The sequence below is a fragment of the Streptomyces sp. IBSNAI002 genome (genome assembly GCF_052244475.1).
Classification (GTDB): domain Bacteria; phylum Actinomycetota; class Actinomycetes; order Streptomycetales; family Streptomycetaceae; genus Streptomyces.
Genome location: NZ_JBQPXG010000002.1, coordinates 1,712,687 through 1,735,599, shown reverse-complemented (window position 1 = coordinate 1,735,599; position 22,913 = coordinate 1,712,687). Strand labels below are relative to the sequence as shown.

Sequence of the window (22,913 nt, the reverse complement as noted above, 5' to 3'; positions counted from 1 at the left end):
CTCGATCAGGCCGGGCCCCCGATATGTTACGGGCGGATACCGGCGGTTTCGTCCCGATTGGCCTCGGAGGCCCCGGGAGCGGCCGGCTTCTGCCGCAGTACGGCGGCCCCCACCACCAGCGCGAACGCCAGCAGGGTGACCAGCCCGAAGGAGACCACGAGCGAGGTCGCGTCCGCTACCGCACCGATCGCCGACGGGGCGATCAGCCCCGACGTGTAGGTGATCGTCGCGACGCCCGCGATCGCCTGGGCCGGGGCGGGCCCGCTGCGCGCCGCGGCCGCGAAGGCCAGCGGGACCACCACGGCGATGCCCAGCCCGATCAGCCCGAACCCGGCCAGCGCCGCCACGGGCTCGCGCACCGAGACCACGACCAGCCCGCCGGCGGTGGCCAGTACGCCGCCCGCCCGGACGGTCCGCACCGCCCCGAACCGGTCCACCACCCGGTCCCCGGCCAGCCGGGCGACGGCCATCGTGAGCGCGAAGGCGGTGGTCGAGGCCGCCGCCAGACCGGCGTTCGTGTGCAGGACGTCCCGCAGGTAGACCGCGGACCAGTCCAGGCTCGCCCCCTCGGCGAACACCGCGCAGAAACCGATGCCGCCGATGAGCAGCGCGGACCTCGGAGGCAGCGCGAAGTGCGGCGGAGCCGCCTCCTCCTGGCCGCTCCTGAGGTCCAGCACCCCCTGTGCGGCGATCAGCCCGGCCGCGGTGAGGACCAGCGCGGCGACCAGGTGGTGCAACCGGGCGTCGGCCCCGGTGTGCGCGGCGACCGTACCGGCGGCCGAGCCGAGCAGCGCGCCCACGCTCCACATGCCGTGCAGCGAGGACATGACCGAGCGGCCCAGCCGGTTCTCCGTCTCCACGCCGAGCGCGTTCATCGCCACGTCCGACATGCCGGCGGTGGCCCCGTAGACGAGGAGCGCGAAGCAGAGCGCGGGCAGGTTCGGGGCCAGGCTCGGCAGGATCAGGGAGAGGGTCCACAGCGCCAGCAGCCCCCGCAGCGCGGTACGCGCGCCGAAGCGGTGGTTGATCCGCCCCGCCAGCGGCATCGCGAGCGCGGCGCCCAGGGCGGGGAAGGCGAGGGCCAGGCCCAGGGTGCCGGCGCTGAGCTGGACGTGCTCCTGGATCCAGGGGATGCGGGTGGCGAAGGAGCCGGTCACGGCGCCGTGGGCGCAGAAGACGGCGGCGATCGCGAAACGGGCATGGCGCAGCCGCGCCGGGCTGAGGTCGGTTTCCCCGGTCATGGGAGTTAAACTATCAGGGACCCTGCCTGATAGTTAACGGCCGTGACTGCCTAGGATGGGCGCCGTGACCCCTGCCCCCACCTCGACGCCGGTTCCGTCCCCCGCCTCACCGAGCACGGCGCGCGCCATCAACGACCGCCTCGCCCTGCAACTCCTCCAGGAGGCAGGGCCGCTGACGGCCGGCCAGCTCAAGGCCAGGACCGGCCTGTCCCGCCCCTCGGTCGCCGACCTCGTCGACCGGCTCACCGAAGCCGGGCTGATCGAGGTCGTCGGGGAATCCGGCGAACAGCGCCGCGGCCCCAACGCCAAGCTCTACGGGATCGTCGCCCGGCGCGCCCACCTGGCCGCACTCGACGTACGCACCGACAGCGTCACCGCCGTCGTCACCGACCTCCTCGGCCACCCGCTGGCCGAGGCCGCCCTGCCCGTCGGCGCCCCGCAGGACGCGGTCGCGGCCCTGCTGCGCACCGCCCGCGAGGCCGGGGCCGACGAGCTGCACACCGTCGTCGTCGGAGCCCCCGGCCTGGTCGGCCCCGCCACCGGCGAACTCCGCGACACCCAGGGCCTGCCGGCCTGGCACCGGGACCTGGTGGCGGCCCTCCAGCGGACCCTGCCCGCCGCGGTGGCCGTCGAGAACGAGACCAACCTGGCGGCCCTCGCCGAGCAACGCCTGGGCGTCGCCCGCGACGTGGACTCCTTCGTCCTCCTGTGGCTCGGCGCGGGGGTCGGCGCGGCCGTGGTCCTGGACGGGCGGCTGCGCCGGGGCGCCTCCGGCGGGGCCGGCGAGATCGGCTTCCTGCCCGTGCCCGGCACCGGCGCCCTGCCCTCGGCCACCGACTGCGGCGGCGGCTTCCACGCCCTGGCGGGCCTCGAGGCCGTGACGGCGCTGGCCCGGGCACACGGCTTCGCCGGGCCCGCGGAGGAGGCCGTGGCAGGGGCCGCCGGGGACGCCTTCCTCGAAGCCCTGGCCGGGCGGCTGGCCCTGGGCGCGGCGGCGGTCACCGCCGTCCTCGACCCCGGCTGCGTGGTCCTGGCGGGCGAACTGGGCCGGGCGGGCGGCCCGGCCCTGGCCGCCCGGGTCGCCCGCCGGCTGGCGGCGCTGACCCCCGTGCCCACCGAGGTCCGCGCCACCACCCTGGGCGGCCCGGCGGTCCTCGCGGGGGCCAGGCTCGCGGCGCGCGAGGCGGCCCAGGAGGTCCTGTTCGGCGGCTAGGGGCCGCGAACGCGCATGTCACGCGTCACGTGCGAGGACCCGGTGGCCGCCGGGCCACCGGGTCCTCACGTCTTCGGTTCACCCCTCGGGGGCCGGGGTGGTCAGCAGGCGCCCTGGTCCTTCCAGACGCCCCATTCGCCGGTGCTGCCCGGCTCTTCGTTCTGCGTCCACCACTGGGCCTTCCAGGTGCGGCCCTTGTGCGAGACGAGGCTGCCACCGGTGTAGACCTGGCCCGCCACGTACGCCGGACCGGTGCAGGCACCACCCGTGGGCGGCGGCGTGGTGGGCGGGGTCGTGGGCGGGGTCGTGGTCGGCGGCGGGGAGGTGGGCGGGGTGGTCGGCGGCGTGGTGGAGCCGGGCTGGACCACCGTGACGCCGCGCGCCAGGTCGCCGGCGAGCGCGTACGTCGTGCCCGAGACGTTCACCGTCCAGTTGGAGGGCGTGGAGACCGGCAGGTAGTAGTTGAACGACAGGTCCACCGAGGCGCCCGGGGCCAGCGTCTGCCAGGCCGGGAGCTTCAGGGAGACCCGGTGGAAGTCGCCCTTCAGGCCGCCCACGTTGCTGCCCGTGTGGTCGCTGCGGATCACCTTGGTGCCGAAGCCGGACTGGTCGGAGGCGTTGCTCGGGGCCGCGGTCGCGTAGTCGAACTGGAACTCGGTGCCGCCCGGCAGGGTGGCGTTGGTGTTGTTGGTGATCTTGAGCTTCGGGGTGATCGGGTAGTTGGAGTCGCCGAGCTTGAACTCGTTGAACTCCGTCTTGATGTCCACGGCCTGCGCCGGCAGCGCGGTGTTCGACTTCTTCGCGCCGTACGGGGCCGCCGCCTTGAACTTGTCGTACATCAGCGAGGTGAGCGTGTCGCCCATCTCGTACTGGCCCTTGGCGGCGTTCCAGGCGTAGTCGCCGGCCATCTCCCAGACCATGGTGCCGCCGATGCCGCGGTCGACCACGTAGTCCGCCTTGGCCGCCACCGACTGCTCGTCCTCGGTGGACAGGAACACCTTCTTCTGCGCGTTCCACAGCCACGGCGCGACCAGAGTCGCGTCGTACTTGCGGGCGTAGGTGCCGGTCAGCGTCGTGTTCGCGGGGAAGCCGTACTTGGTGACGTAGTCGCCGACGATCCCCTTCTCCAGGTTCTTCGCGTGCCACATCGGGTTGGAACCGGCGGGCGACTCGGCGCCGTTGGTGTCCTTGTCGTGCCACAGGTTGTCGATGCCGACGGCGCCGTCACCGCACTTGGTCAGGCCCGCACCGGCCGGGCAGGTGGTCGCGGGGGCCTTGCCCCACAGGCCGTCCGTACCGCCCTGCACGTTCTTGTGGCCGCGGGTGTAGTAGGGCAGGCCGATGTTGATGCGGCCGGCCGGCATGGAGCCGCGGAAGTAGTGGTACGCCCAGTCGGTGTTGAGGTAGCCGATGTTCCCGTACTGGGAGCTGCCGTAGACGTTCGCGGCGGCCAGTTCGGCGTCCTTGCCGTCGTCGAAGAGCGAGGCGTTCGGCCCGACGAACTCGTTCCAGGCCCCGTGCAGGTCGTAGGACATGATGTTGACGTAGTCCAGATACTTCTGCATCTGGAAGGTCTCCATGCCGCGCAGCAGGTAGCCGGAGGAGGGCGCGGCGACGGTGAGCAGGTAGTGCTTCCCGTCGGCGGCGCCGGCCCGGTCGAGCTTCTCGCGCAGGCTCTTCATCAGGGCGTCGTAGCCCTGGACGAGTCCGGCGCGGCGGGCGTTGGACAGCTGCCAGTCCAGCGGGTTGCCCGCGTCCTTCATGGTCGTCGGGTACTCGTAGTCGATGTCGACGCCGTTGAACCCGTACTTGCGGATGAACTCGACCGAGGAGTTCGCGAAGGTGTCGATGCCCGCCTGGTTGACCGATCCGTCGGCGTTGGTGGCCATCGAGTAGAAGCCGCCCGAGGCGACCCGGTTGCCGTCGTCCCCGAAGTAGCCGCCGGTCTCGGCCCAGCCGCCGACGGAGATCAGGGTCTTGACGTCCGGGTACTGCTTCTTGAATTTGGTGAGCTGGTTGAAGTGGCCCTTGTAGGGGAGGGCCGGGTCCATCTCGGCGCCCGCGACCCCCGGCCAGGTCATCCCGGTGGCGGCGTTGTTCGCGTTGTCCGCGCCGACGGAGATCTTGTTGTCGGCGCCCACGTGGGCGAAGGCGTAGTTCAGGTGGGTGACCTTGGACCACGGAATGTTGTTGGCCAGGTACGCCGGCTCGCCGTTCTTGCCGGTGCGCCAGCCGGTGAAGTAGCCGATGACCCGGCGCTGGTGGTCGGCGCCCATCTTCTCGCGGCCATCGGAGTCGTACACCGAGCAGTAGGGGACGTCGACGCCGGCCGTCTTGTACAGGCCGTCGGGCCGACAGCTCTCGTTGTCGGCGGCGTGCGAGACGCCCGTCGAGAGTCCGGCGACCAGCAGGCCGGCGATCGCGGCGCCGGATGCCAGCAGCATCGCTCTCGTACGTGTGGGGGACAGCATCGTGCCTCCTGGGGAGGGGAGGAAGGCGGGACTGGGCAGGGCACAACATGCGAAAACGTGAAGCGTGTTGGCCCGCGACGTGCGCACATCTGACGGGCTGCTCCCGGGGAAGATGAAGGGAACGTTAAGAGGACTAGACCACCCCGTCAATAGGTCTGGACCAACCCTGCGTTCACTTGTCCAGGTCCGCCCCGCGGCCGCCCGTACGCCCCTCCCGTGTGAGCCAGGCCACATCCACATGTGAGCCAGGCCACACGTCCTCACTCGCATGGCCGCCGATCACCCGTGGCAAACTGGCTGGAGTACCAGTAAGCAGCGCACTCCGGGGTCGGTGTAATTCCGAACCGGCGGTTATAGTCCGCGACCCGTCCGCAGCCAGCGGCCGGTTGACCAGGTGAGATTCCTGGACCGACGGTGAAAGTCCGGATGGGAGGCAGTGCGCGGCGGGCCAGTGACCGGTACGCCGCCGTCGGCGGTTCCTCGCCACATCCCTGTGGATGTGGCGCAGCGGACCGTTTTCCGGCCTCGGCGTCCCCGTGTGCGCTGTACCGCTTCATCTGTCGTATCCCGACAGGCCCCGGAGTCCGTGCCCCATGAGGCAGGAGGACCCGGTGGCGACACACGCCGAGCACGCAGCACCCGACGCGGACACCCGCGCCATGCGCCGAGCCGTCGAACTCGCCGCCCGCGGCCTCGGCTCCACCAGCCCCAACCCCGTCGTCGGCTGCGTCATCACCGACGCGTCGGGCACCGTCGTCGGCGAAGGCTGGCACGAGCGGGCCGGCGGCCCGCACGCCGAGGTCCACGCCCTGCGCGCGGCCGGCGACGCGGCCCGCGGCGGCACCGCCTACGTCACCCTGGAGCCCTGCAACCACACCGGCCGCACCGGTCCCTGCGCCCGCGCCCTCGTCGAGGCCGGGATCACCCGCGTGCTCCACGCCGTCTCCGACCCGGACCCGCAGGCCCGCGGCGGCGCCGACACCCTGCGCGCGGCCGGGATCACCGTGCGGGCCGGACTGCTCGCGGACGAGGCCGAGGCGGGCAACGCCGCCTGGCTGACCTCCGTGCGGCTGGGACGCCCGTACGTCCTGTGGAAGTACGCCGCCACCCTCGACGGCCGCATCGCCGCGGCCGACGGCACCAGCCGCTGGATCAGCTCCCCGGAGTCCCGCGCCGACGTCCACCGGCTGCGCGCCGAGTCCGACGCCGTCGTCGTCGGCTCCGGCACCCTGCGCGCCGACGACCCGCACCTCGCCGTCCGCGGCATCGAAGGGGCCGTCCAGCCCCTGCGCGTCGTCCTCGACACCCGCGCCACCGTCCGGCCCGGCGCCCGCGTCCTGGACGGGGCCGCACCCACCCTGATCGCCGTCGCCGAGGACGCCGATACCCGCCACCTCACGGACGTGGAGCTGACCCGGCTCCCCGCCGGCAAGGACGGCATCCGCGTGGACGCCCTCCTCGGCGAGCTGCACCGGCGCGGGGTCCGCTCCGTCCTCCTCGAAGGCGGCCCGACCCTGGCCGGCGCCTTCGTCGCCGCGGGCGCCGTCGACAAGGTCGTCGGCTACCTCGCCCCGGTCCTCCTCGGCGCCGGCCCCGCCGCCCTCGCCGACGCCGGCATCGGCACCCTCACCGACGCGCTCCGGCTCCGGATCACCGAGACCGTCCGCATCGGCACCGACATCCGCATCACCGCCGTCCCCACGGCGTCCGCCGTCCCCACAGCCCTCAAGGAGCGCTGAAGTGTTCACCGGAATCGTCGAAGAACTGGGCGAGGTCGCCGCGGTCGAGCCGCTCGAGGAAGCCTCCCGCTTCCGCCTGCGCGGCCCCCTCGTCACCGAAGACGCCAAGCACGGTGACTCCATCGCCGTCAACGGCGTCTGCCTGACCGTCGTGGAGACCGCCGACGGCGAGTTCACCGCCGACGTCATGCAGGAGACCCTCAACCGCTCCAGCCTCGGCGCCCTGGCCGCGGGCTCCCGCGTCAACCTGGAACGCCCGATGGCACTCGGCGGGCGCCTCGGCGGCCACCTCGTCCAGGGCCACGTGGACGGCACCGGCGAGATCCTCTCCCGCACCCCCTCGGAGCACTGGGAGATCGTCAAGGTCGCCCTCCCGCACCACCTCTCCCGCTACGTCGTCGAGAAGGGCTCCATCACCGTCGACGGCGTCAGCCTCACCGTGGTCGAGGCCGCCGCCGACTGGTTCACCATCAGCCTCATCCCGACCACCCTCGCGCTGACCACCCTGGGCATCAAGCAGCCCGGCGACCCGGTCAACCTCGAGGTCGACGTCCTCGCCAAGTACGTCGAGCGCCTGCTCGCCGCCGGAGTGAACCCGCTGCACACCACGGGAGACGCACAGTGAGCGCCCTGACCTGGCTCAACGCCGAGGCCTTCACCGTCTTCGGCCAGAAGGTCATCTGGTCCGACATGATCGGCAACCTGATGGGCCTCGCCGCCCTCGCCCTCGGCTGGCGGCGCTCCATATGGACCTGGCCCGCCCAGCTCCTCTCCGGCCTGATCCTCATCGCCGCCTACGCCTCCGCCCACCTCGCCGGCGGCGTCGGCAAGCAGCTGCTCGTCATCGGCGTGGCCGTATGGGGCTGGCGCGCCTGGCAGCGCGGCCGCCAGCAGGCCCAGGACGGCTCCATCGCCGTACGCACCGCCACCTGGAAGGAGCGCGGACTGCTCCTCGCCGGCGCGGCGCTGGGCACCCTCGCCGTCGGCAGCCTCTTCTCGGCCTTCCCGCAGCTGTCCTGGAGCCCGTGGGCCGACGCCTACATCTTCGTGGGCACCATCGTCGCGATGGTCGCCCAGGCCCGCGGCCTCGTCGAGTTCTGGTTCGCCTGGCTCCTCGTCGACCTGGTCGGCGTCCCCCTCGCCTTCAACAACGGCCTGGCCTTCTCCGGCCTCGTCTACGTCGTGTACTTCGCCCTCGTGCTGTGGGGCGCCTACGACTGGTACCAGCGCTCCCGCACCACCCCCGCACCGGCCCTGGAAGGAGCAACGGCATGACCAGCCTCAAGCCCGTGCCCGCCGTCCCCGAGAGCTTCGACGAGCCCTTCCGCCTCGACCCCGTCGAGCAGGCCATCCGCGACATCGCCGCGGGCCGCCCGATCGTCGTCGTCGACGACGAGGACCGGGAGAACGAGGGCGACCTCGTCATCGCCGCCGAGAAGGCCACCCCCGAGATCATCGCCTTCATGATGAGCGAGTGCCGCGGCCTGATCTGCGCCCCCATGGAGGGCCCCGAGCTGGACCGGCTCCAGCTCCCCCAGATGGTCCAGAACAACACCGAGTCGATGCAGACCGCCTTCACCGTCTCCGTCGACGCGAGCGCCGCCCACGGCGTCAGCACCGGCATCTCCGCCGCCGACCGCGCCACCACCCTGCGGCTCCTCGCCGACGGCGCCTCCGAACCCGGCGACTTCGTCCGCCCCGGCCACATCTTCCCGCTGCGCGCCAAGCCCGGCGGTGTCCTGGTCCGCAACGGCCACACCGAGGCCGCCGTCGACCTCGCCCGCCTCGCGGGCCTGCGCCCGGCCGGCGCCATCGTGGAGATCGCCGGTGAGGACGGCGTCATGCTGCGCCTGCCCGAACTGATCCCCTTCGCCCGCAAGCACGGCCTGACGATCATCTCGATCGAGGACCTGATCGCCTACCGCCGCTCCGCCGAGCCCACCGTGCGCCGCGAGGCCGAGGTCAGCCTGCCGACCGCCTTCGGCGCGTTCACCGCGTACGGCTTCCGCTCCATCGTCGACGGGGTCGAGCACGTCGCCCTCGTCCACGGCGAGATCGGCGACGGCGCCGACGTCCTGGTCCGGATGCACTCCGAATGCCTGACCGGCGACATCTTCGCCTCCCAGCGCTGCGACTGCGGCCCCCAGCTGCACGCCTCCATGGAGCGCATCCAGGCCGAGGGCCGCGGGATCGTCGTCTACCTGCGCGGCCACGAGGGCCGCGGCATCGGACTGCTGTCCAAGCTGCGCGCGTACGAACTCCAGGAGCGCGGCCGCGACACCCTCGACGCCAACCTGGAACTGGGCCTGCCCGCCGACGCCCGCGACTACGGGGCCGGCGCCCAGATCCTCGCCGACCTCGGCGTGCGCAGCGTCCGGCTGCTGACCAACAACCCGGACAAGGCCGCCGCCCTCGTGCGCCACGGCATCGACGTCTCGGGCCGGGAGGCCATGCCGGTGGAGGCGGGCGAGCACAATCTGCGGTACCTGCGCACCAAGCGGGACCGGATGGGCCACGACCTCCCCTGGCTGGACGGGGCCGTGTCCGCGTCCTCCACCTGCGCCAACCAGTAACACCGGCAACCCAGACACCACCCGCACCACCCACACACCACCACCCGAACACGAACCACCGAGGAGCAGAGCTGTGAGCGGCAAGGGCGCACCCGAACTGAGCGTGAAGAACTGCGGAGACCTCCGAGTCGCCGTCATCGCGGCCCAGTGGCACGAGAAGGTCATGGACGGACTGGTCGACGGCGCCCTGCGGGCCCTGCACGAACTGGGCATCGACGAGCCGACCCTGCTCCGCGTCCCCGGCAGCTTCGAGCTCCCGGTCGTGGCGAAGGTACTCGCCGGTCGCGGCTACGATGCCATCGTCGCCCTCGGAGTGGTCATCCGCGGCGGCACCCCGCACTTCGACTACGTCTGCCAGGGCGTCACCCAGGGCCTGGTGCAGGTGTCGATCGACACCGGAGTCCCCGTCGGCTTCGGCGTCCTGACCTGTGACAACGACGAGCAGGCGCTGGACCGCGCCGGGCTCGAGGGGTCGAACGAGGACAAGGGGCACGAAGCGGCCACCGCCGCCGTCTCCACCGCCATGACCCTGCGGACCGTCAGCGAACCCTGGCGCTGAGTGGCGTGGGGGAACCCCGTATTCTGAGGACCATCATGGCGAACGAATCCTCCAAGACCTTCGAAGAGCTCTTCAGCGAGCTCCAGGCCAAGGCAACCGGCGACCCCAGCACCTCGCGCACCGCCGAACTCGTCGGCAAGGGCGTCCATGCCATCGGCAAGAAGGTCGTCGAGGAGGCCGCCGAAGTCTGGATGGCCGCCGAGTACGAGGGCAAGGAAGCCGCCGCCGAGGAGATCTCCCAGCTGCTCTACCACGTCCAGGTGATGATGGTGGCGCGCGGGATCTCCCTCGACGACGTCTACGCCCACCTCTGACCCCCGGCACGAACACACCGTCCGCCCGCATCACCGTCCGTGTATCCGCGTACCCCACGCACAGAAGGAAGCCCCATGCTGCGCATCGCCGTCCCCAACAAGGGTTCACTCTCCGGACCGGCGTCGGCGATGCTCCATGAGGCCGGATACCGGATGCGCAAGGAGTCCAAGGAGCTCGTGGTCGTCGACCCCGAGAACGAGGTGGAGTTCTTCTACCTCCGCCCCAAGGACATCGCGATCTACGTCTCCTCGGGCCGCCTCGACATCGGCATCACCGGCCGCGACCTCCTCCTCGACTCCGGCGCCAGCGCCGAGGAGATCCTGGCGCTGAACTTCGGCCGCTCCACCTTCCGCTACGCCACCACCCCCGGCACCGCGAAGGGCCCCGAGGACTTCCAGGGGATGACCATCGCGACCTCGTACGAGGGAATCGTGGCCAAGCACCTCGCCGAGAAGGGCATCGACGCCTCCGTCGTCCACCTCGACGGCGCGGTCGAGACCGCCATCCAGCTCGGCGTCGCCCAGATCATCGCGGACGTCGTCGAGACCGGCACCAGCCTGCGCAACGCCGGCCTCGAAGTCATCGGCGAGCCGATCCTCACCTCCGAGGCCATCGTCATCCGCGGCAGCCAGACCGACGCCGACGACCCGCGCGCCCAGCAGTTCCTGCGCCGCCTCCAGGGCGTCCTGGTGGCCCGCAGCTACGTGATGATGGACTACGACTGCCGCGCCGAGCACCTGGAGCGCGCCGTCGCCCTCACCCCGGGCCTGGAGTCGCCGACCGTCTCCCCGCTGCACAACGAGGGCTGGGTCGCGGTCCGTGCCATGGTCCCGGCCAAGGAGGCCCAGCGGATCATGGACGACCTGTACGAGCTCGGCGCGCGCGCGATCCTCACCACCTCGATCCACGCCTGCCGTCTCTGAACCACCCCCTGCGGAACCTCCCGCGGAACCCCTCGCAGAACCTCTCGCAGAACCGAGCGCACCCACCATGACCGAGCCCGCCGCCCAGCCCGTACCGCCCGCACTGCCGGTCACCTTCCGGCCGACCCGCACCCGGGCCGTCCTGCTGAGCGTCGGGCTCGCCATGTTCGCCACCATCACGGCGATCGCCCTCCTGCTGGAGACCCTCACCGCGGGGGAGCGGATCAGCTTCGTCTTCATCGCGGTCCTGCTGACCTCCGTCCTCCTCCTGCTCAGCCGCCCCAAGGTGGTCGCCGACGAGGCCGGGGTCACCGTCGTGAACCTCACCAACACCCGCCGCCTGGAGTGGGCGCAGATCCTGCGCGTCAACCTCCGCCCGGGCGACCCCTGGGTCTTCCTCGACCTCAGCGACGGCACCAGCCTGCCCGCCCTCGGCATCCAGCCCGGCGTCGCCCGCGCCCAGGCCATCGGCGACGCCCGCGCCCTGCGCGCCCTCGCCGAGAGCCGGGGCACCGGAGCAAAGGACCACTGAGCCCGCCGACCCTCGTGGCCGCGTACCGTTGCGGCCGCGATCTCAATGACTACCCTGGTGGCGGGGCGCAGCAGTGCGCCCTCCCGCCTGCCCCGGGACCCCCGGGGCCCGTGGGGACCCTGCGACTTGAGGAGTGACTCCCTCCAGCAATGGACGGATCGTCCGGTAATACCCGCGCCGCCCTCCCCACGGAGGCGGCGGCATGACCATCCCGCTACTCCTGCTCGGCGCGGCTTTCGTCCTGATCCTCGCCAACGGTTTCTTCGTGGCAGCCGAATTCGGGCTCGTCACCGTGGAGAAGCCCGAGGCCGAGCGCGCCGCAGCCGAGGGTGACCGCCGTGCCCGCACGGTGGTCAAGGCCCTGAGGGAGCTGTCCTTCCAGCTCTCCGGCACCCAGCTCGGCATCACCATCACCTCCCTCGTGGTCGGCATGCTCGCCGAACCCGCCCTGGCCGCCCTGCTGGCCGGGCCGCTCACCGCGACCGGCCTCTCCGGGGGCGCCGCCTCCGGCGTCGCCGTGGTCATCGGCATGCTGCTCGCCTCCGCCGTCCAGATGGTCGTCGGCGAGCTCGTCCCGAAGAACTGGGCGGTCTCGCGGCCGCTCCAGGTCGCCCGCTTCGTGGCCGGCCCCCAGCACGCCTTCTCCCGCGTCTTCCGGCCGGTCATCGCCGGCCTCAACGCCGTCGCCAACCGGCTCGTACGGGCGCTCGGCGTGGAGCCGACCGAGGAGATGGCCTCTGCCCGCACCCCCGGCGAACTGGTTTCCCTGGTCCGCCATTCGGCCCAGGCCGGCGCCCTCGAACAGGACACCGCAGACCTCTTCGTACGGACCCTGTCGCTGGGCGAGCTCACGGCCCAGCACGTCATGACCCCCCGGGTGAAGGTCAGCGCCCTCATGCACTCGGCCACCGCGGCCGACGTGCTCAACCTGACCCGCGCCACCGGCCTGTCCCGCTTCCCCGTCTACAGCGAACGCATCGACGAGATCACCGGCGTGGTCCACCTCAAGGACGCCCTCGCCGTGCCCGAGCCGGAGCGCGGACGCACCACCGTGGGCCGGATCAGCGTCGCCCCGCTGCTGGTGCCCGGCTCCCTGCCGGTGCAGCCGCTGCTGGAGCGGCTGCGCAGCGAACAGCCGATGGCCGTGGTCGTCGACGAGTACGGCGGCACGGCCGGGGTGGTCACCCTGGAGGACATCGTGGAGGAACTCGTCGGCGAGGTCCGCGACGAGCACGACCTCGCCGAGGACTCGGGACCCGAGCTGGCCGCCGTACCCGCGGAGGACGGCCGTCCCTCCTGGGAGGCCGACGGCAGCTGCCGCGTGCAGACCCTGCGCCGGATAGGCCTGGAGGTCCCCGAGGGCCCGTACGAGACCGTCGCCGGCCTCGTCGCGGACCTCCTCGGCCGGATCCCCGCCCCCGGGGACCGCGCGGAGCTTCCCGGCTGGCGGCTCTCCGTCCGCCAGGTCGGCCGCAACCGGGCCGAGCGGGTCCGGCTGGTCCGGCTCGCGGCGGTGCCCGCGGCGGCCTCGTACGGGACGGCTCCCACGGCCGTGCGCGGTGCGCCCGGCCACGGCGGCCACGCCGCCCCCGGCGACCCGGCCCCGCTGCCGGCCGAGCTGGAGGGCGCTGCCCGATGAACGCCCTCCAACTCCTGTTCGCCCTCCTCCTCGTCCTCGCCAACGGCTTCTTCGTCGGCGCCGAGTTCGCCCTCGTCTCCGTACGGCGCAGCCAGATCGAGCCGCTCGCGGCGACCTCCAAACGGGCCCGCCAGGTGCTCCACGGCCTGGAGAACCTGCCCCGCATGATGGCCGCCGCGCAGTTCGGCATCACCGTCTGCTCGCTCACCCTCGGCGCGGTCGCCGAACCCACCGTGGCCCGGCTGCTGGAGCCCGTCTTCCACGCCGTCCACGTACCGCAGGGCCTGATCCACCCCCTCGGCTACGCCGTCGCGCTCGCCGCCGTGATCTTCCTGCACCTGGTCATCGGCGAGATGCTCCCCAAGAACCTCGCCATGGCCGCCCCGGAGAAGACCGCCCTGTGGTTCAGCCCCGGCCTGGTCGCCTTCGCCCGGGTGTGCGGGCCGGTCACCACCGCGCTCGGCGCCTGCGCCGCGCTCGTCCTGAAGGCCTTCAAGGTCGAACCCAAGGACGAGGTCGAGGCCGTCTACACCTCCGCCCAGCTCGGCCGCCTCCTCAAGGACTCCCGGCAGGCCGGACTCCTGGAGCCGGTCGAGCAGGAGCGGCTGGAGGACGCCCTGGAACTGGGCAGCCGCGCCGTCACCGACGTCCTCCTCGACCGGGACCGCCTGGTCACGGTCGGCCCCGACGTGACCCCGCGCCAGATCGAGCAGCTGACCGTGCGCACCGGCTACTCCCGGTTCCCCGTCCGTGCGGCCAGCGGCGCCTTCATGGGCTACCTGCACGTCAAGGACGTACTCGACCTGGAGGACCGGGAACGGGCCGTGCCCCAGCGGGTCTGGCGCCGGATGACCACCCTGTCGGCCACGCTTCCGCTGGACGACGCCCTCAGCGTCATGCGGCGCGACGCCACCCACCTGGCGCAGGTCGCCGACCCGGCCAGCCGGGTGCTGGGCCTGGTCGCCCTCGAGGACGTCCTGGAAATGCTGGTCGGCGAGGTCCGCGACCCCTCACACCGGTCGTACGTGCGGGGCGCGTAGCCCTGCCCGTGCTTCGCCCGGACCCGGGTCCGGGCGAAGCACCGGCGGCGCTCACAGCGGCGGCGGCTCCGGCCGCTCCTGCGGGCCGCGGCCCGACAGGACCTCCCCGTACGCCTGCATCAGATCGGGCAGCCGCAGCGTGGCGAGGTCGTCCCGCGACGGGTCGCCCGCGAAACCCGCCAGCCGCAGGTCCCGGTACGCGCAGCTCTTCTCGTACAGCGTCCGCAGGAACCGCCCGTTCCCGAGCTCGTCGATCCAGCCCTGCTCCACCACGTGCCCGCTGATGCTGCGCAGCTCCTCCAGCGCCTCCTCGTCCCACCGGTCCCCGTTCGCGTCCGCCAGCACCCCGCCGATCGCGGTCAGCTCCAGCGGCCGGTAGCTGGGGAAGTCCACCCGGGACGTGAACCGCGAGGACAGCCCCGGATTGGCCGACAGCAGCCGGTCCATCCCGGCCGGATAGCCCGCCAGGATCACCACCAGGTGGTCCCTGTTGTCCTCGGCCCGCTTCAGCAGCACCTGGAGGGCCTCGTCGCCGTACGCGTCGCCCTTGCTGTAACCCGAGTTGGACAGCGAATACGCCTCGTCCACGAACAGCACCCCGCCGATCGCGGAATCGATCAGCTCGTTCGCCTTCACGGCGGTCTGCCCGAGGAACTCGCCCACCAGGTCCGCCCGTTGCGCCTCCACCAGATGGTCACCGCCCAACAGCCCCAGCGCGTAGAACACCCGCCCCAGGATCCGGGCCACCGTCGTCTTGCCCGTACCCGACGGCCCCGAGAAGACGAAGTGCCGCTTCGGCGGCTGCACCGGCAGCCCCTGCCCGGCCCGCAGCCGCGCCATGTGCAGCTGCGCCGACAGCGCCTTCACCTGCCGCTTGACCGGCTCCAGCCCCACCATCCGCTCCAGCTCGGCCAGCGCCTCCGCCAGCCCCTCCGGATCCGCGGGCCCCGCCGGCAGCCCCGCGAAGGCGCCCTGCGGCGGCACGGACACCTTGCGCCGCACGCCCTCCGCCCGGCCCGCGGGCGGCGGCGCCGCCCCCAGCGGATCGGCCTCCGCCTGGCCGTCCGCGGCGATGTCCTGGACGGGCCCGCCCCCGCCCAGCGCCACCGCCGCGAAGCCCCCGCCGGCCGGCTGCGGACCGTGCCCGCCGTAGCTCCCGAACCCGGAGTACCCCGCCATCCCGGCCATGCCGTCGGTGTCGTCGCCGTCCTCGATCGCCGTCAGCCGGGCCGCCGTGTCCATGAACGCCGGATCCACCCGGTGCACCGCCCGGTACAGCGGCAGCGCCGCCGCGCTGCGCCCGGTGCCCTCGTGGGCCCGCGCCAGCCAGTACCGCAGCTCCTTGCGCTGCGGCTGCTCGCTGCGGCACCGCATCAGCGCCGCCGACAGGATCGGCTCCGCCTGCCCGTACATCTCCAGCCGTACCCGCGCCATCCCGCCGAACAGCCCCGCCTCGATGCCCAGCAGCGGATCGTCCACCAGCGGCTCGGTGTGCCGCACCAGCTGCTCCCAGTCCTTGACCAGGTAGGCCCGGCAGGCGTGCAGGAACCGCACCTGCGGATCGGCGTCGACCGGTGGCAGGGCGGCGAGCGCCTGGTCCAGCTCGGGCACGTGGCGGCCGTCCAGCCAGTGCGAGGCGTGGGCCAACAGCAGGTCCCGTCGGCTCTCCAGCACCGGCTGCACCCACCAGCCCAGCCAGTACCAGGAGTTCAGAGTCCGCCGGTGCCGGGTCCGCTGTTCCCCGAAGCGGTCGCGGTGCGCGTACATGCGCAATAACGCGTCGGTGGTGTCGACCCGCAGCGCGTGCAGACCCAGCCAGGCGTCGGCCATCGTGGGATCGAGCCGCACGGCCGCCCGGAACTCCTCCTCGGCCTGCGGATAGGCGCCCATCGTGCAGGCGTCGACCCCGCGCAGCCAGGCGAGTTCGGCCGGGGCGTGCGTGCTGCCCGGCGTGCCGAAATCCATCACGTCCCCCACAAGCCTGCCCCCGTGGTGCGCGGCAACCCCCGCTTCGAGTGCGCGAGTTGCCCTTGCGCCGATGAAATCAGGGCTGCATCGTACCTGCGGTTTCGCACCTTACGTAGGGTGCGAGGAGCCGGGTTGGGGGGCGTGTCCCGGGACCACCCGGTGACTCAGGGTGAAGGTCCGGGGTGGCCGGAGGCAGGACGAAGCCCCCGATCACGGGGGAACGATCGGGGGCTTCGTGTGTGCGGAGGCCGGTAAGAGCCCCGCATTGAGAACGTAAGGCCGGTGCGTGCCCCGGGTCAAGCAGGTCGGTGGAGCCCCGGCGAAGCGGAACTCCGCGAGGCCTCAGGCCCGGGGGAGTCCGTCACCCTCGGTGACGGAAGCGGGGGTTCGGGCGGTCGCATCCGCCCCGGAAGACCACTCGTATCCCGTACCACTCTGGCGCACCAGAGTGTCCGCGAAGGGGCGCGAAGGGTCGTCCGAGAAGTGCGCGAGCTCCGCGCGCTCCCATCCGTCCCAGAAATCGGAAAGTTCACGCCCGTCCCGGTTTCGCCCCCGCCCCCAGGACCGCGCGCGCGGCATCTCCATCCACAGCAGCCGCGCCAGATGCGGGCGCAGCGCCCGCCGCCCGGCCCCCACCCCCTCGACGAGCAGCACCGGCGCCGGCTCCAGCACCCGCTCCGGCCCGAAGCGGCGCTCCACCCAGTCGTACGGGTGCCAGTGCGCGGGCCGGCCGGCGCCCAGCGGCTCCAGCACCTGCGCCCGCAGCCGCTCCTGCCAGCCGAAGAGCTCCTCGTGGGTGGCCACCTCGTCCAGGTGCAGCACCGGAGCCCCGCCCAGGGCCTGCGCCAGCCGCCCGGCGAAGGTGCTCTTCCCGGAGCCGGCGTGCCCGTCGATCCCGACCAGACGTACCGGGCCGAGTGACGGGGACAGCGCGCAGAGCTCGCGCGCGAGGGATTCGAGTGACGTACGTGGCTCCACCCGACCAGCGTAGACAGGGCCGACACGGCGCGCGGCTTCGGCCCGCGACCGCCGGGAACTGGAAGGGTGAAGCCACCCAAGCACCGACCCACCCTGGGGGAACCCCGCGATGACCGCACCCACACCGCGCAGGGCCGTACTCGTGGCGGCGCTCGCGGTCGCCACCGCCGCCACGGCCGCCACCGTCTCCGGCGGCGGCGCCTCCGCGTCCGCCGCCTCCGCCCCCCGTCCGGGCCGCACCGTCGACAACCGGTTCTGGTTCTCGTACGCCCACTGGCTGGCCGGGACGCACCGGGGCACCGCCGCCGTCGCCGGCACCCGCCCGGGCCTGGAGATCGGCACCCCGGCCGGCCGGACCGAGTACGCCGACCCGCACACCGGCAGGAAGGGCGTCTGGGAGTACGCCGTCTGGACCTCCCCCGTCCACCGCCCGGCCGTCCCCGCCACGGAGGCCGTCGCCTCCTGGAACGCCCGCACCCCCGCGGGCACCTGGATCCAGACCGAACTGCGGGCGACCTACGACGACGGAACCGCCACCCCCTGGTACGTCATGGGCCGTTGGGCCTCAGGGGAGGGCGACATCCGCCGCACCTCCGTGGACGGCCAGACCGACGGCCGGTCCACCGTCTGGACCGACACCCTGGCCGTCGACGCCCCGGCCGGCGGCCCGCGCCTCACCGACTGGCAGCTGCGCCTCACGCTGTACCGCAGGCCCGGAGCCGACCGGGGGCCCACCGTATGGCTGGCCGGCGCGATGGTCTCCGACGTCCCCGACCGGTTCACCGTCCCCGCCTCCGTGCCCTCCGGACGGGCCCACGAGCTGAAGGTCCCGCGCTACTCCCAGGAGGTCCACAAGGGGCGCTACCCCCAGTACGACAACGGGGGAGAGGCCTGGTGCAGCCCCACCTCCTCCCAGATGGTCATCGAGTTCTGGGGCCACCGGACCGCCGCCGCCTCCACGTCCTGGGTCGATCCGCGCTACTCCGACCCGCAGGTCTGCCACGCGGCCCGCTCCACCTACGACGCCGCCTACAAGGGCTGCGGCAACTGGCCCTTCAACGCCGCGTACGCCGCCACCTACCCCGGGCTCGCCGGGGTCGTCACCCGCCTCGGCTCCCTCGCCGACCTGGAGACCCTGGTGCGGGCCGGGATCCCGGCCATCACCTCCCAGTCCTTCCGCGCCGAGGAGCTCACCGGCGCCGGCTACGGCACCGCGGGCCACCTGATGACCGTCACCGGCTTCACCGAAGCCGGGGACGTCGTCGTCAACGACCCGCACGCGCCCGACAACCCGTCCGTGCGCCGCGTCTACCGGCGCCGCGAGTTCGAGAACGTGTGGCTGCGCACCAAGCGCCGCAACGCGGCGGGCAAGACCGTCTCGGGCGCCGGAGGGGTCTGCTACCTCTACGCTCCGGCCCTGCCGGACCCGGCCCGGACCGCGGCCCTGAGGGCGGTCGGGGTCCTGTGAATCCCGCCTTTGACCTGACGGGTGGATAGGCGGAACATTATGGGGTAAATGGCACATAAAGGCTTCTCAAGGAGAGGCGGCCAGCCATGACCACCCAGTCAAGCATCGAGCACCACCCTGACCTCGCCGAGATGCGCACGCGCTTCGAGCGGGTGACCAGCACTCCCGCAGCCCAAGCCGTGGAGGCATTGTCGCTGGTCACCGGCCTGTACCTGGCGGCATCCCCGTGGATCGCCGGGTTCAGCACCCTCACCCCGCTGGCCATCAACAACCTGATCGCCGGCCTGGCGTTCTGCCTGTGCATGGGCGGTCTGGGCACTGCCTACGAGCGCACCCACGCCATGGCGTGGACCGCGGTCGCGCTCGGTGCATGGACGATCATCGCCCCGTGGGTCATCGCAGGCGAGATGGACACGACCCGCTCGGTCGTCAGCAACGTCATCACCGGAGCCGTCGCCCTGTGCCTCGGCCTCGCGATGGCGGCGATGGCCGGCCGCAACCGGGAGACCCGCATCTGACCGGCTCTCCGGAGGGGCAGCGCGCGCCGGGCCCCGGCCGCACCGGCACATCCGGGCGGCCGCGGCCCGGCGGCGTGACGCGCGCCATAGGTGACCATCGTCTCTACCGCGAAGGCCGCGAACGCTGGCACATTGGACACCATGACAGCCAACAGCGCCGCAGCCGAAGCCCCCGCCCGCACCCTCGTCCGCACCGGCGGGCCCAAGGAGGACTCCTCCTGGCTGGAGCACGTCCTCGGCTGGACGCTCGTCGTGGTGGTGGCCATGTTCGTCACCCAGGTCGGCTGGCTGTAACCCTCCTCGCGGCAGCAGCCGCACCAGCCGCAGTCCCCGCAGCACCCGCCCGGCCGCAGTCCCCGCAGTACCCCGCGCGCCCGTCACGTTCCTCGTGACGGGCGTTTTCGCGTCTCCGGGCGGCGGGCCTGTTTGACGGCAGTGGATCATGCCTGCACTATTCCACTAATCAGATAGTGGAATGAGGTGAAGGGCATGGAATTCCGGGTCGACCGGCGCAGCGGCGTCGCCACCTACCTACAGCTCGTCACCCAGGTCAAACAGGCGCTGCGACTCGGCGTACTCGAGCCCGGCGACCGGCTGCCCACGGCCCGGGAGGTGGTCGAGGCCACCGCGATCAACCCGAACACCGTGCTCAAGGCGTACCGGGAACTGGAACGCGAGGGCCTCGTCGAACCGCGCCCCGGCGCGGGCACCTTCGTACGGCGCTCCCTCTCCCGACCCGAGGCGGCAGCCGACTCCCCGCTGCGCCTCGAACTGGCGGCCTGGATGACCCGGGCGCGCGATGCGGGCCTGGACCGCGAGGACATCACGGCGCTGATCACGGCCACCGTGGACGCAACCTTCAGAGAGGACACCACGTGAGCGACCCGACCGTCGCCACCGCACTGCGGGCCACACGGCTCGGCAGGGCGTTCCGCGGCCGCAGCGCCCTGCGCGGCTGCGACATCGAGCTGCCCGCCGGACGCGTCACCGCACTCGTCGGCCCCAACGGAGCCGGCAAGAGCACCCTGCTCCAGCTCGCCGCCGGCCTCCTCGGCCCCACCACCGGGCGGATCCGGGTCTTCGGACACGCCCCCGGCTCCCGCGAAGCCCGGGCGCGCACGGCCTTCCTGGCCCAGGAGAAGCCGTTCCACCCGAGGTTCACCGTCGCGGACACCCTGCGGCTGGGCCGCGAGCTCAACCGCGGCTGGGACCAGGCCCTCGCCGAACGCCTCGTACGGGCCGGAGGCATCCCCCTCACCGCCCGCGTCGGCTCGCTCTCCGGCGGAAACCGGACCCGCGTGGCCCTCGCGCTCGCGGTGGGCAAACGCGCCGAACTCCTGCTCCTCGACGAGCCCCTGGCCGATCTCGACCCGGTCGCCCGGCACGAGGTCACGGCCCTGCTCATGACCGAGGCGGCCGAGCGCGACGTCACCATCGTCATGTCCTCGCACGTCCTGTCCGAGCTCGAGGACGTCTGCGACCACGTCCTGCTCCTCAAAGACGGCGCCGTACGCCTCGCCGGCGACGCCCAGGAACTCCGCACGGCGCACACCCGGCTCACCGGCCGCGCCGACCCCATCGAAACCGACGGCCTGCCCCACGGCTTCGACCGGACCACCGTCGTCCACGCCGCCACCGCCGGACGCCAGGTCACGGCCCTCGTCCGTGGCCCGGCCGCCGCGGCCGCCACGGACGAGGACCGCTGGATCTGCGAAACCCCCTCCCTGGAGGACCTGTTGCTCGCCCACCTGCGCGCCCCGCGCGCCGACCGTACGGAGGCAGCCGCATGAGGGGCGTCCTGTGGCTGGCCTGGCGCCAGCAGCGAGCCATGATCATCACCGGCGCCGTGCTGCTCGCGGCCGTCACGGCCTGGGCCGCGTACCTGCGCTCCGAGCTCATGGAGCTGATCGACGAGTACGGCTTCGTCCCCTGCAAGGGCTGGAACGGCGGCTGCGAGAGCCTCGGCAGCTTCCTGGTCCTCGACGCCAGCACCGAGCCGATCAGAGCCCTCGGCACCCTCGGACTCGCCCTCCCCGCCCTCATCGGAGTGTTCTGGGGCGCCCCGCTGCTGGGCCGCGAACTGGAGAGCGGCACCTACAAACTGGCACTCACCCAGGGTGTCAGCGGACACCGCTGGTTCGCCGCCCGCTTCGGCCTCGCCGCGGTCTTCGCCGTGCTCGCCTCGGGCCTCGTCGCCGCGCTCGTCGCCTGGTGGTGGGCGCCCGTGTCCAACACCCTGGACGGGCTCTACTGGTACGACGCGTACATATACAACGCGACCGGCCCCGCCTCCGTCGCCTGCGCCCTGTTCGGCCTCGCGGCCGGCACCGCGGTCGGCCTGCTCGTCCGCCGCACGCTGCCCGCCATGGCCGTGACCTTCGCCGCGATCGGCACGGCCGGCCTGCTCGCCCGGCTCCTGCGGACCGGCTGGACCGCTCCCGAGACCCGGATCACCCCGGGCATGACCCCGAAGAAGAGGGTCGGCAGCGCCTGGTCCACGGGCGAGTTCGGCTACCTCACGCCCGACGGGCGCCAGCACGACATCAACACCCCCGTCTGCCAGACCTCCGGCGAGGAGCTCAGGCAGTGCATGGCCGAGCACGGCTTCGTCGCCCGCTACCACAAGGTCTATCCCAGCAGCGAGTTCTGGACCTTCCAGTGGATCGACACCGCGCTCTACCTCGGCCTCGCCGCCGTCCTGGTGGCCCTGGTCCTGTACGTCCTGCGCCGCCCCGCCGCCATGGCCCGCGCCGCCGCCACCACGGCGGGCGGCGCGACCACCACGACTACCGCCGCGACCACGAGCGCAACCGCGACCGCGACCGCGACCGCGACCGCGACCACGACGACCGGAACGACCGCCGGCGTCTGAACCCCCGTCACACCACCCACCCACAGGGGAACCCCCATGGCCACGAAGAAGAACCTTCAAGCCGACCGCGCCAGCGTCACCCACAAGGTCCGCTACGCGCTGAGCAACCCGACCCGCATCGCCCCCTACGTCCGCCGCGCAGCCCGGGACGCCTGGCTGCGCCACAAGCACCCCGACCACGTGGCGTACTACCGGGCCGTCATGGCCTCCGACACCGGCCGCAACCCCGAGGCCGCCGTCGGCAGCCAGACCCACGACCGCTGGCTGGCCCTGGGCAAGATGCAGTTCGACTACCTGAAGGAACACGGCCTCGCGCCCGCCCACCGCATGCTCGACATCGGCTGCGGCAACCTGCGGGCCGGCTGGCGCTTCATCGAGCACCTCGACGCCGGCCACTACTACGGCATCGACATCTCGCCCGACATCCTCATCTCCGCGAAGGAGACGCTGACCAGACAGCGTCTGCAGGAGAAGCTGCCGCACCTGACCATCACCCGGGACCTCACGCTGGACTTCCTGCCCGACCGCCACTTCGACGTGGTGCACGCCCACAGCGTCTTCTCCCACTCCCCGATCAACATCATCGACGAGTGCCTGGCGCACGTGGAGCGCGTACTGGCCCCGGGCGGCTGGTTCGACTTCACCTTCGACCGCACCGAGGGCGCCGAGCACCAGGTCCTGCGCGAGGACTTCTACTACCGCACCGAGACCTTGGTGGACCTCGCCGCCGGACACGGCCTCAAGGCCCGCTTCATGGACGACTGGGAGCGGCTCGGGCACGGCCAGTCCAAGATCCGCGTCACGGTGGGCTGACCCGCACCGAGGGGCGGCGCGCCCTCCGGGACCACGGGGGCCCGCCGGGTG

Annotated in this window: 22 protein-coding genes and 1 riboswitch; of the genes, 18 read left to right on the top strand and 4 right to left on the bottom strand. The window is 72.6% G+C overall.

Annotated features, from left to right (window positions below; translation table 11 throughout):
- Positions 1–26 precede the first annotated feature (26 nt).
- The gene (locus ACTVZO_RS08485; RefSeq protein ID WP_443297800.1) at positions 27–1,241 is read right to left on the bottom strand and encodes an MFS transporter; all 1,215 of its coding nucleotides are present in this window, start codon (positions 1,239–1,241) and stop codon (positions 27–29) included.
- Positions 1,242–1,296: 55 nt separating this feature from the next.
- On the opposite strand from ACTVZO_RS08485, the gene ACTVZO_RS08480 reads away from it, so the two are divergent.
- Complete coding sequence (locus ACTVZO_RS08480) at positions 1,297–2,454, top strand: ROK family transcriptional regulator (RefSeq protein ID WP_443297799.1); 1,158 nt, start codon at positions 1,297–1,299, stop codon at positions 2,452–2,454.
- Between the two features lie 101 nt (positions 2,455–2,555).
- Here ACTVZO_RS08480 and ACTVZO_RS08475 read toward each other — a convergent pair whose 3' ends face one another.
- Positions 2,556–4,925 carry a chitinase C-terminal domain-containing protein gene (locus ACTVZO_RS08475; RefSeq protein WP_443297798.1) on the bottom strand — a complete coding sequence of 790 codons (2,370 nt, stop codon included), beginning with the start codon at positions 4,923–4,925 and terminating at the stop codon, positions 2,556–2,558.
- Positions 4,926–5,238: 313 nt separating this feature from the next.
- Positions 5,239–5,369: riboswitch (FMN riboswitch) on the top strand.
- A gap of 149 nt (positions 5,370–5,518) precedes the next feature.
- Between ACTVZO_RS08475 and ribD the strand changes: the two genes are divergently transcribed.
- The 10 genes from ribD to ACTVZO_RS08425 all read left to right on the top strand — a co-directional run bounded on the left by ribD (position 5,519) and on the right by ACTVZO_RS08425 (position 14,245).
- A complete protein-coding gene (gene ribD / locus ACTVZO_RS08470; protein WP_443297797.1) occupies positions 5,519–6,664 on the top strand; it encodes a bifunctional diaminohydroxyphosphoribosylaminopyrimidine deaminase/5-amino-6-(5-phosphoribosylamino)uracil reductase RibD in 1,146 nt (381 codons plus the stop codon).
- Position 6,665: 1 nt separating this feature from the next.
- Positions 6,666–7,289 (top strand): riboflavin synthase, encoded by a 624-nt coding sequence (locus ACTVZO_RS08465; RefSeq protein WP_443297796.1) that lies wholly within the window; start codon positions 6,666–6,668, stop codon positions 7,287–7,289.
- The gene (locus tag ACTVZO_RS08460; protein ID WP_443297795.1) at positions 7,286–7,939 is read left to right on the top strand and encodes a nicotinamide mononucleotide transporter family protein; all 654 of its coding nucleotides are present in this window, start codon (positions 7,286–7,288) and stop codon (positions 7,937–7,939) included. Before ACTVZO_RS08465 ends, ACTVZO_RS08460 begins: the two co-directional genes overlap by 4 nt.
- Positions 7,936–9,237 carry a bifunctional 3,4-dihydroxy-2-butanone-4-phosphate synthase/GTP cyclohydrolase II gene (locus tag ACTVZO_RS08455; protein ID WP_443297794.1) on the top strand — a complete coding sequence of 434 codons (1,302 nt, stop codon included), beginning with the start codon at positions 7,936–7,938 and terminating at the stop codon, positions 9,235–9,237. The genes ACTVZO_RS08460 and ACTVZO_RS08455 overlap by 4 nt, the downstream gene beginning before the upstream one ends.
- A gap of 73 nt (positions 9,238–9,310) precedes the next feature.
- Positions 9,311–9,796 (top strand): 6,7-dimethyl-8-ribityllumazine synthase, encoded by a 486-nt coding sequence (ribH, locus tag ACTVZO_RS08450; protein ID WP_443297793.1) that lies wholly within the window; start codon positions 9,311–9,313, stop codon positions 9,794–9,796.
- A 35-nt stretch (positions 9,797–9,831) separates the two neighbouring features.
- On the top strand, positions 9,832–10,110 hold the full coding sequence (locus tag ACTVZO_RS08445) for a phosphoribosyl-ATP diphosphatase (protein ID WP_443297791.1): 279 nt from the start codon (positions 9,832–9,834) through the stop codon (positions 10,108–10,110).
- A gap of 75 nt (positions 10,111–10,185) precedes the next feature.
- A complete protein-coding gene (hisG, locus tag ACTVZO_RS08440) occupies positions 10,186–11,034 on the top strand; it encodes an ATP phosphoribosyltransferase (RefSeq protein WP_443297790.1) in 849 nt (282 codons plus the stop codon).
- A 67-nt stretch (positions 11,035–11,101) separates the two neighbouring features.
- Positions 11,102–11,566, top strand: a complete 465-nt coding sequence (locus tag ACTVZO_RS08435) for a PH domain-containing protein (protein WP_443297789.1) — start codon at positions 11,102–11,104, stop codon at positions 11,564–11,566.
- A gap of 202 nt (positions 11,567–11,768) precedes the next feature.
- Entirely contained in the window at positions 11,769–13,205 is a 1,437-nt protein-coding gene (locus ACTVZO_RS08430; RefSeq protein WP_443297788.1) for a hemolysin family protein, read from the top strand.
- Positions 13,202–14,245 (top strand): hemolysin family protein, encoded by a 1,044-nt coding sequence (locus ACTVZO_RS08425; protein ID WP_443297787.1) that lies wholly within the window; start codon positions 13,202–13,204, stop codon positions 14,243–14,245. The genes ACTVZO_RS08430 and ACTVZO_RS08425 overlap by 4 nt, the downstream gene beginning before the upstream one ends.
- Before the next feature lie 51 nt (positions 14,246–14,296).
- Here ACTVZO_RS08425 and ACTVZO_RS08420 read toward each other — a convergent pair whose 3' ends face one another.
- Together ACTVZO_RS08420 and ACTVZO_RS08415 are read right to left on the bottom strand one after the other, a co-directional pair.
- Entirely contained in the window at positions 14,297–16,210 is a 1,914-nt protein-coding gene (locus tag ACTVZO_RS08420) for an AAA family ATPase (protein WP_443297786.1), read from the bottom strand.
- Between the two features lie 345 nt (positions 16,211–16,555).
- Positions 16,556–17,191 carry a uridine kinase family protein gene (locus ACTVZO_RS08415; RefSeq protein WP_443297785.1) on the bottom strand — a complete coding sequence of 212 codons (636 nt, stop codon included), beginning with the start codon at positions 17,189–17,191 and terminating at the stop codon, positions 16,556–16,558.
- A 109-nt stretch (positions 17,192–17,300) separates the two neighbouring features.
- On the opposite strand from ACTVZO_RS08415, the gene ACTVZO_RS08410 reads away from it, so the two are divergent.
- The 7 genes from ACTVZO_RS08410 (at position 17,301) to ACTVZO_RS08380 (ending at position 22,862) form a co-directional block, all read left to right on the top strand.
- Positions 17,301–18,659 carry a peptidase C39 family protein gene (locus tag ACTVZO_RS08410; RefSeq protein ID WP_443297784.1) on the top strand — a complete coding sequence of 453 codons (1,359 nt, stop codon included), beginning with the start codon at positions 17,301–17,303 and terminating at the stop codon, positions 18,657–18,659.
- Positions 18,660–18,745: 86 nt separating this feature from the next.
- The gene (locus ACTVZO_RS08405) at positions 18,746–19,177 is read left to right on the top strand and encodes an SPW repeat protein (RefSeq protein WP_443297783.1); all 432 of its coding nucleotides are present in this window, start codon (positions 18,746–18,748) and stop codon (positions 19,175–19,177) included.
- A 141-nt stretch (positions 19,178–19,318) separates the two neighbouring features.
- The gene (locus ACTVZO_RS08400; protein ID WP_443297782.1) at positions 19,319–19,471 is read left to right on the top strand and encodes an SCO1431 family membrane protein; all 153 of its coding nucleotides are present in this window, start codon (positions 19,319–19,321) and stop codon (positions 19,469–19,471) included.
- A 195-nt stretch (positions 19,472–19,666) separates the two neighbouring features.
- On the top strand, positions 19,667–20,056 hold the full coding sequence (locus tag ACTVZO_RS08395; RefSeq protein ID WP_443297781.1) for a GntR family transcriptional regulator: 390 nt from the start codon (positions 19,667–19,669) through the stop codon (positions 20,054–20,056).
- Positions 20,053–20,967: an ABC transporter ATP-binding protein gene (locus tag ACTVZO_RS08390; protein ID WP_443297780.1), complete on the top strand. Its 915-nt coding sequence runs from the start codon at positions 20,053–20,055 to the stop codon at positions 20,965–20,967. Before ACTVZO_RS08395 ends, ACTVZO_RS08390 begins: the two co-directional genes overlap by 4 nt.
- Positions 20,964–22,049, top strand: a complete 1,086-nt coding sequence (locus ACTVZO_RS08385) for a transporter (RefSeq protein ID WP_443297779.1) — start codon at positions 20,964–20,966, stop codon at positions 22,047–22,049. Before ACTVZO_RS08390 ends, ACTVZO_RS08385 begins: the two co-directional genes overlap by 4 nt.
- A gap of 36 nt (positions 22,050–22,085) precedes the next feature.
- Positions 22,086–22,862 (top strand): class I SAM-dependent methyltransferase, encoded by a 777-nt coding sequence (locus ACTVZO_RS08380; RefSeq protein WP_443297778.1) that lies wholly within the window; start codon positions 22,086–22,088, stop codon positions 22,860–22,862.
- Positions 22,863–22,913: the final 51 nt, after the last annotated feature.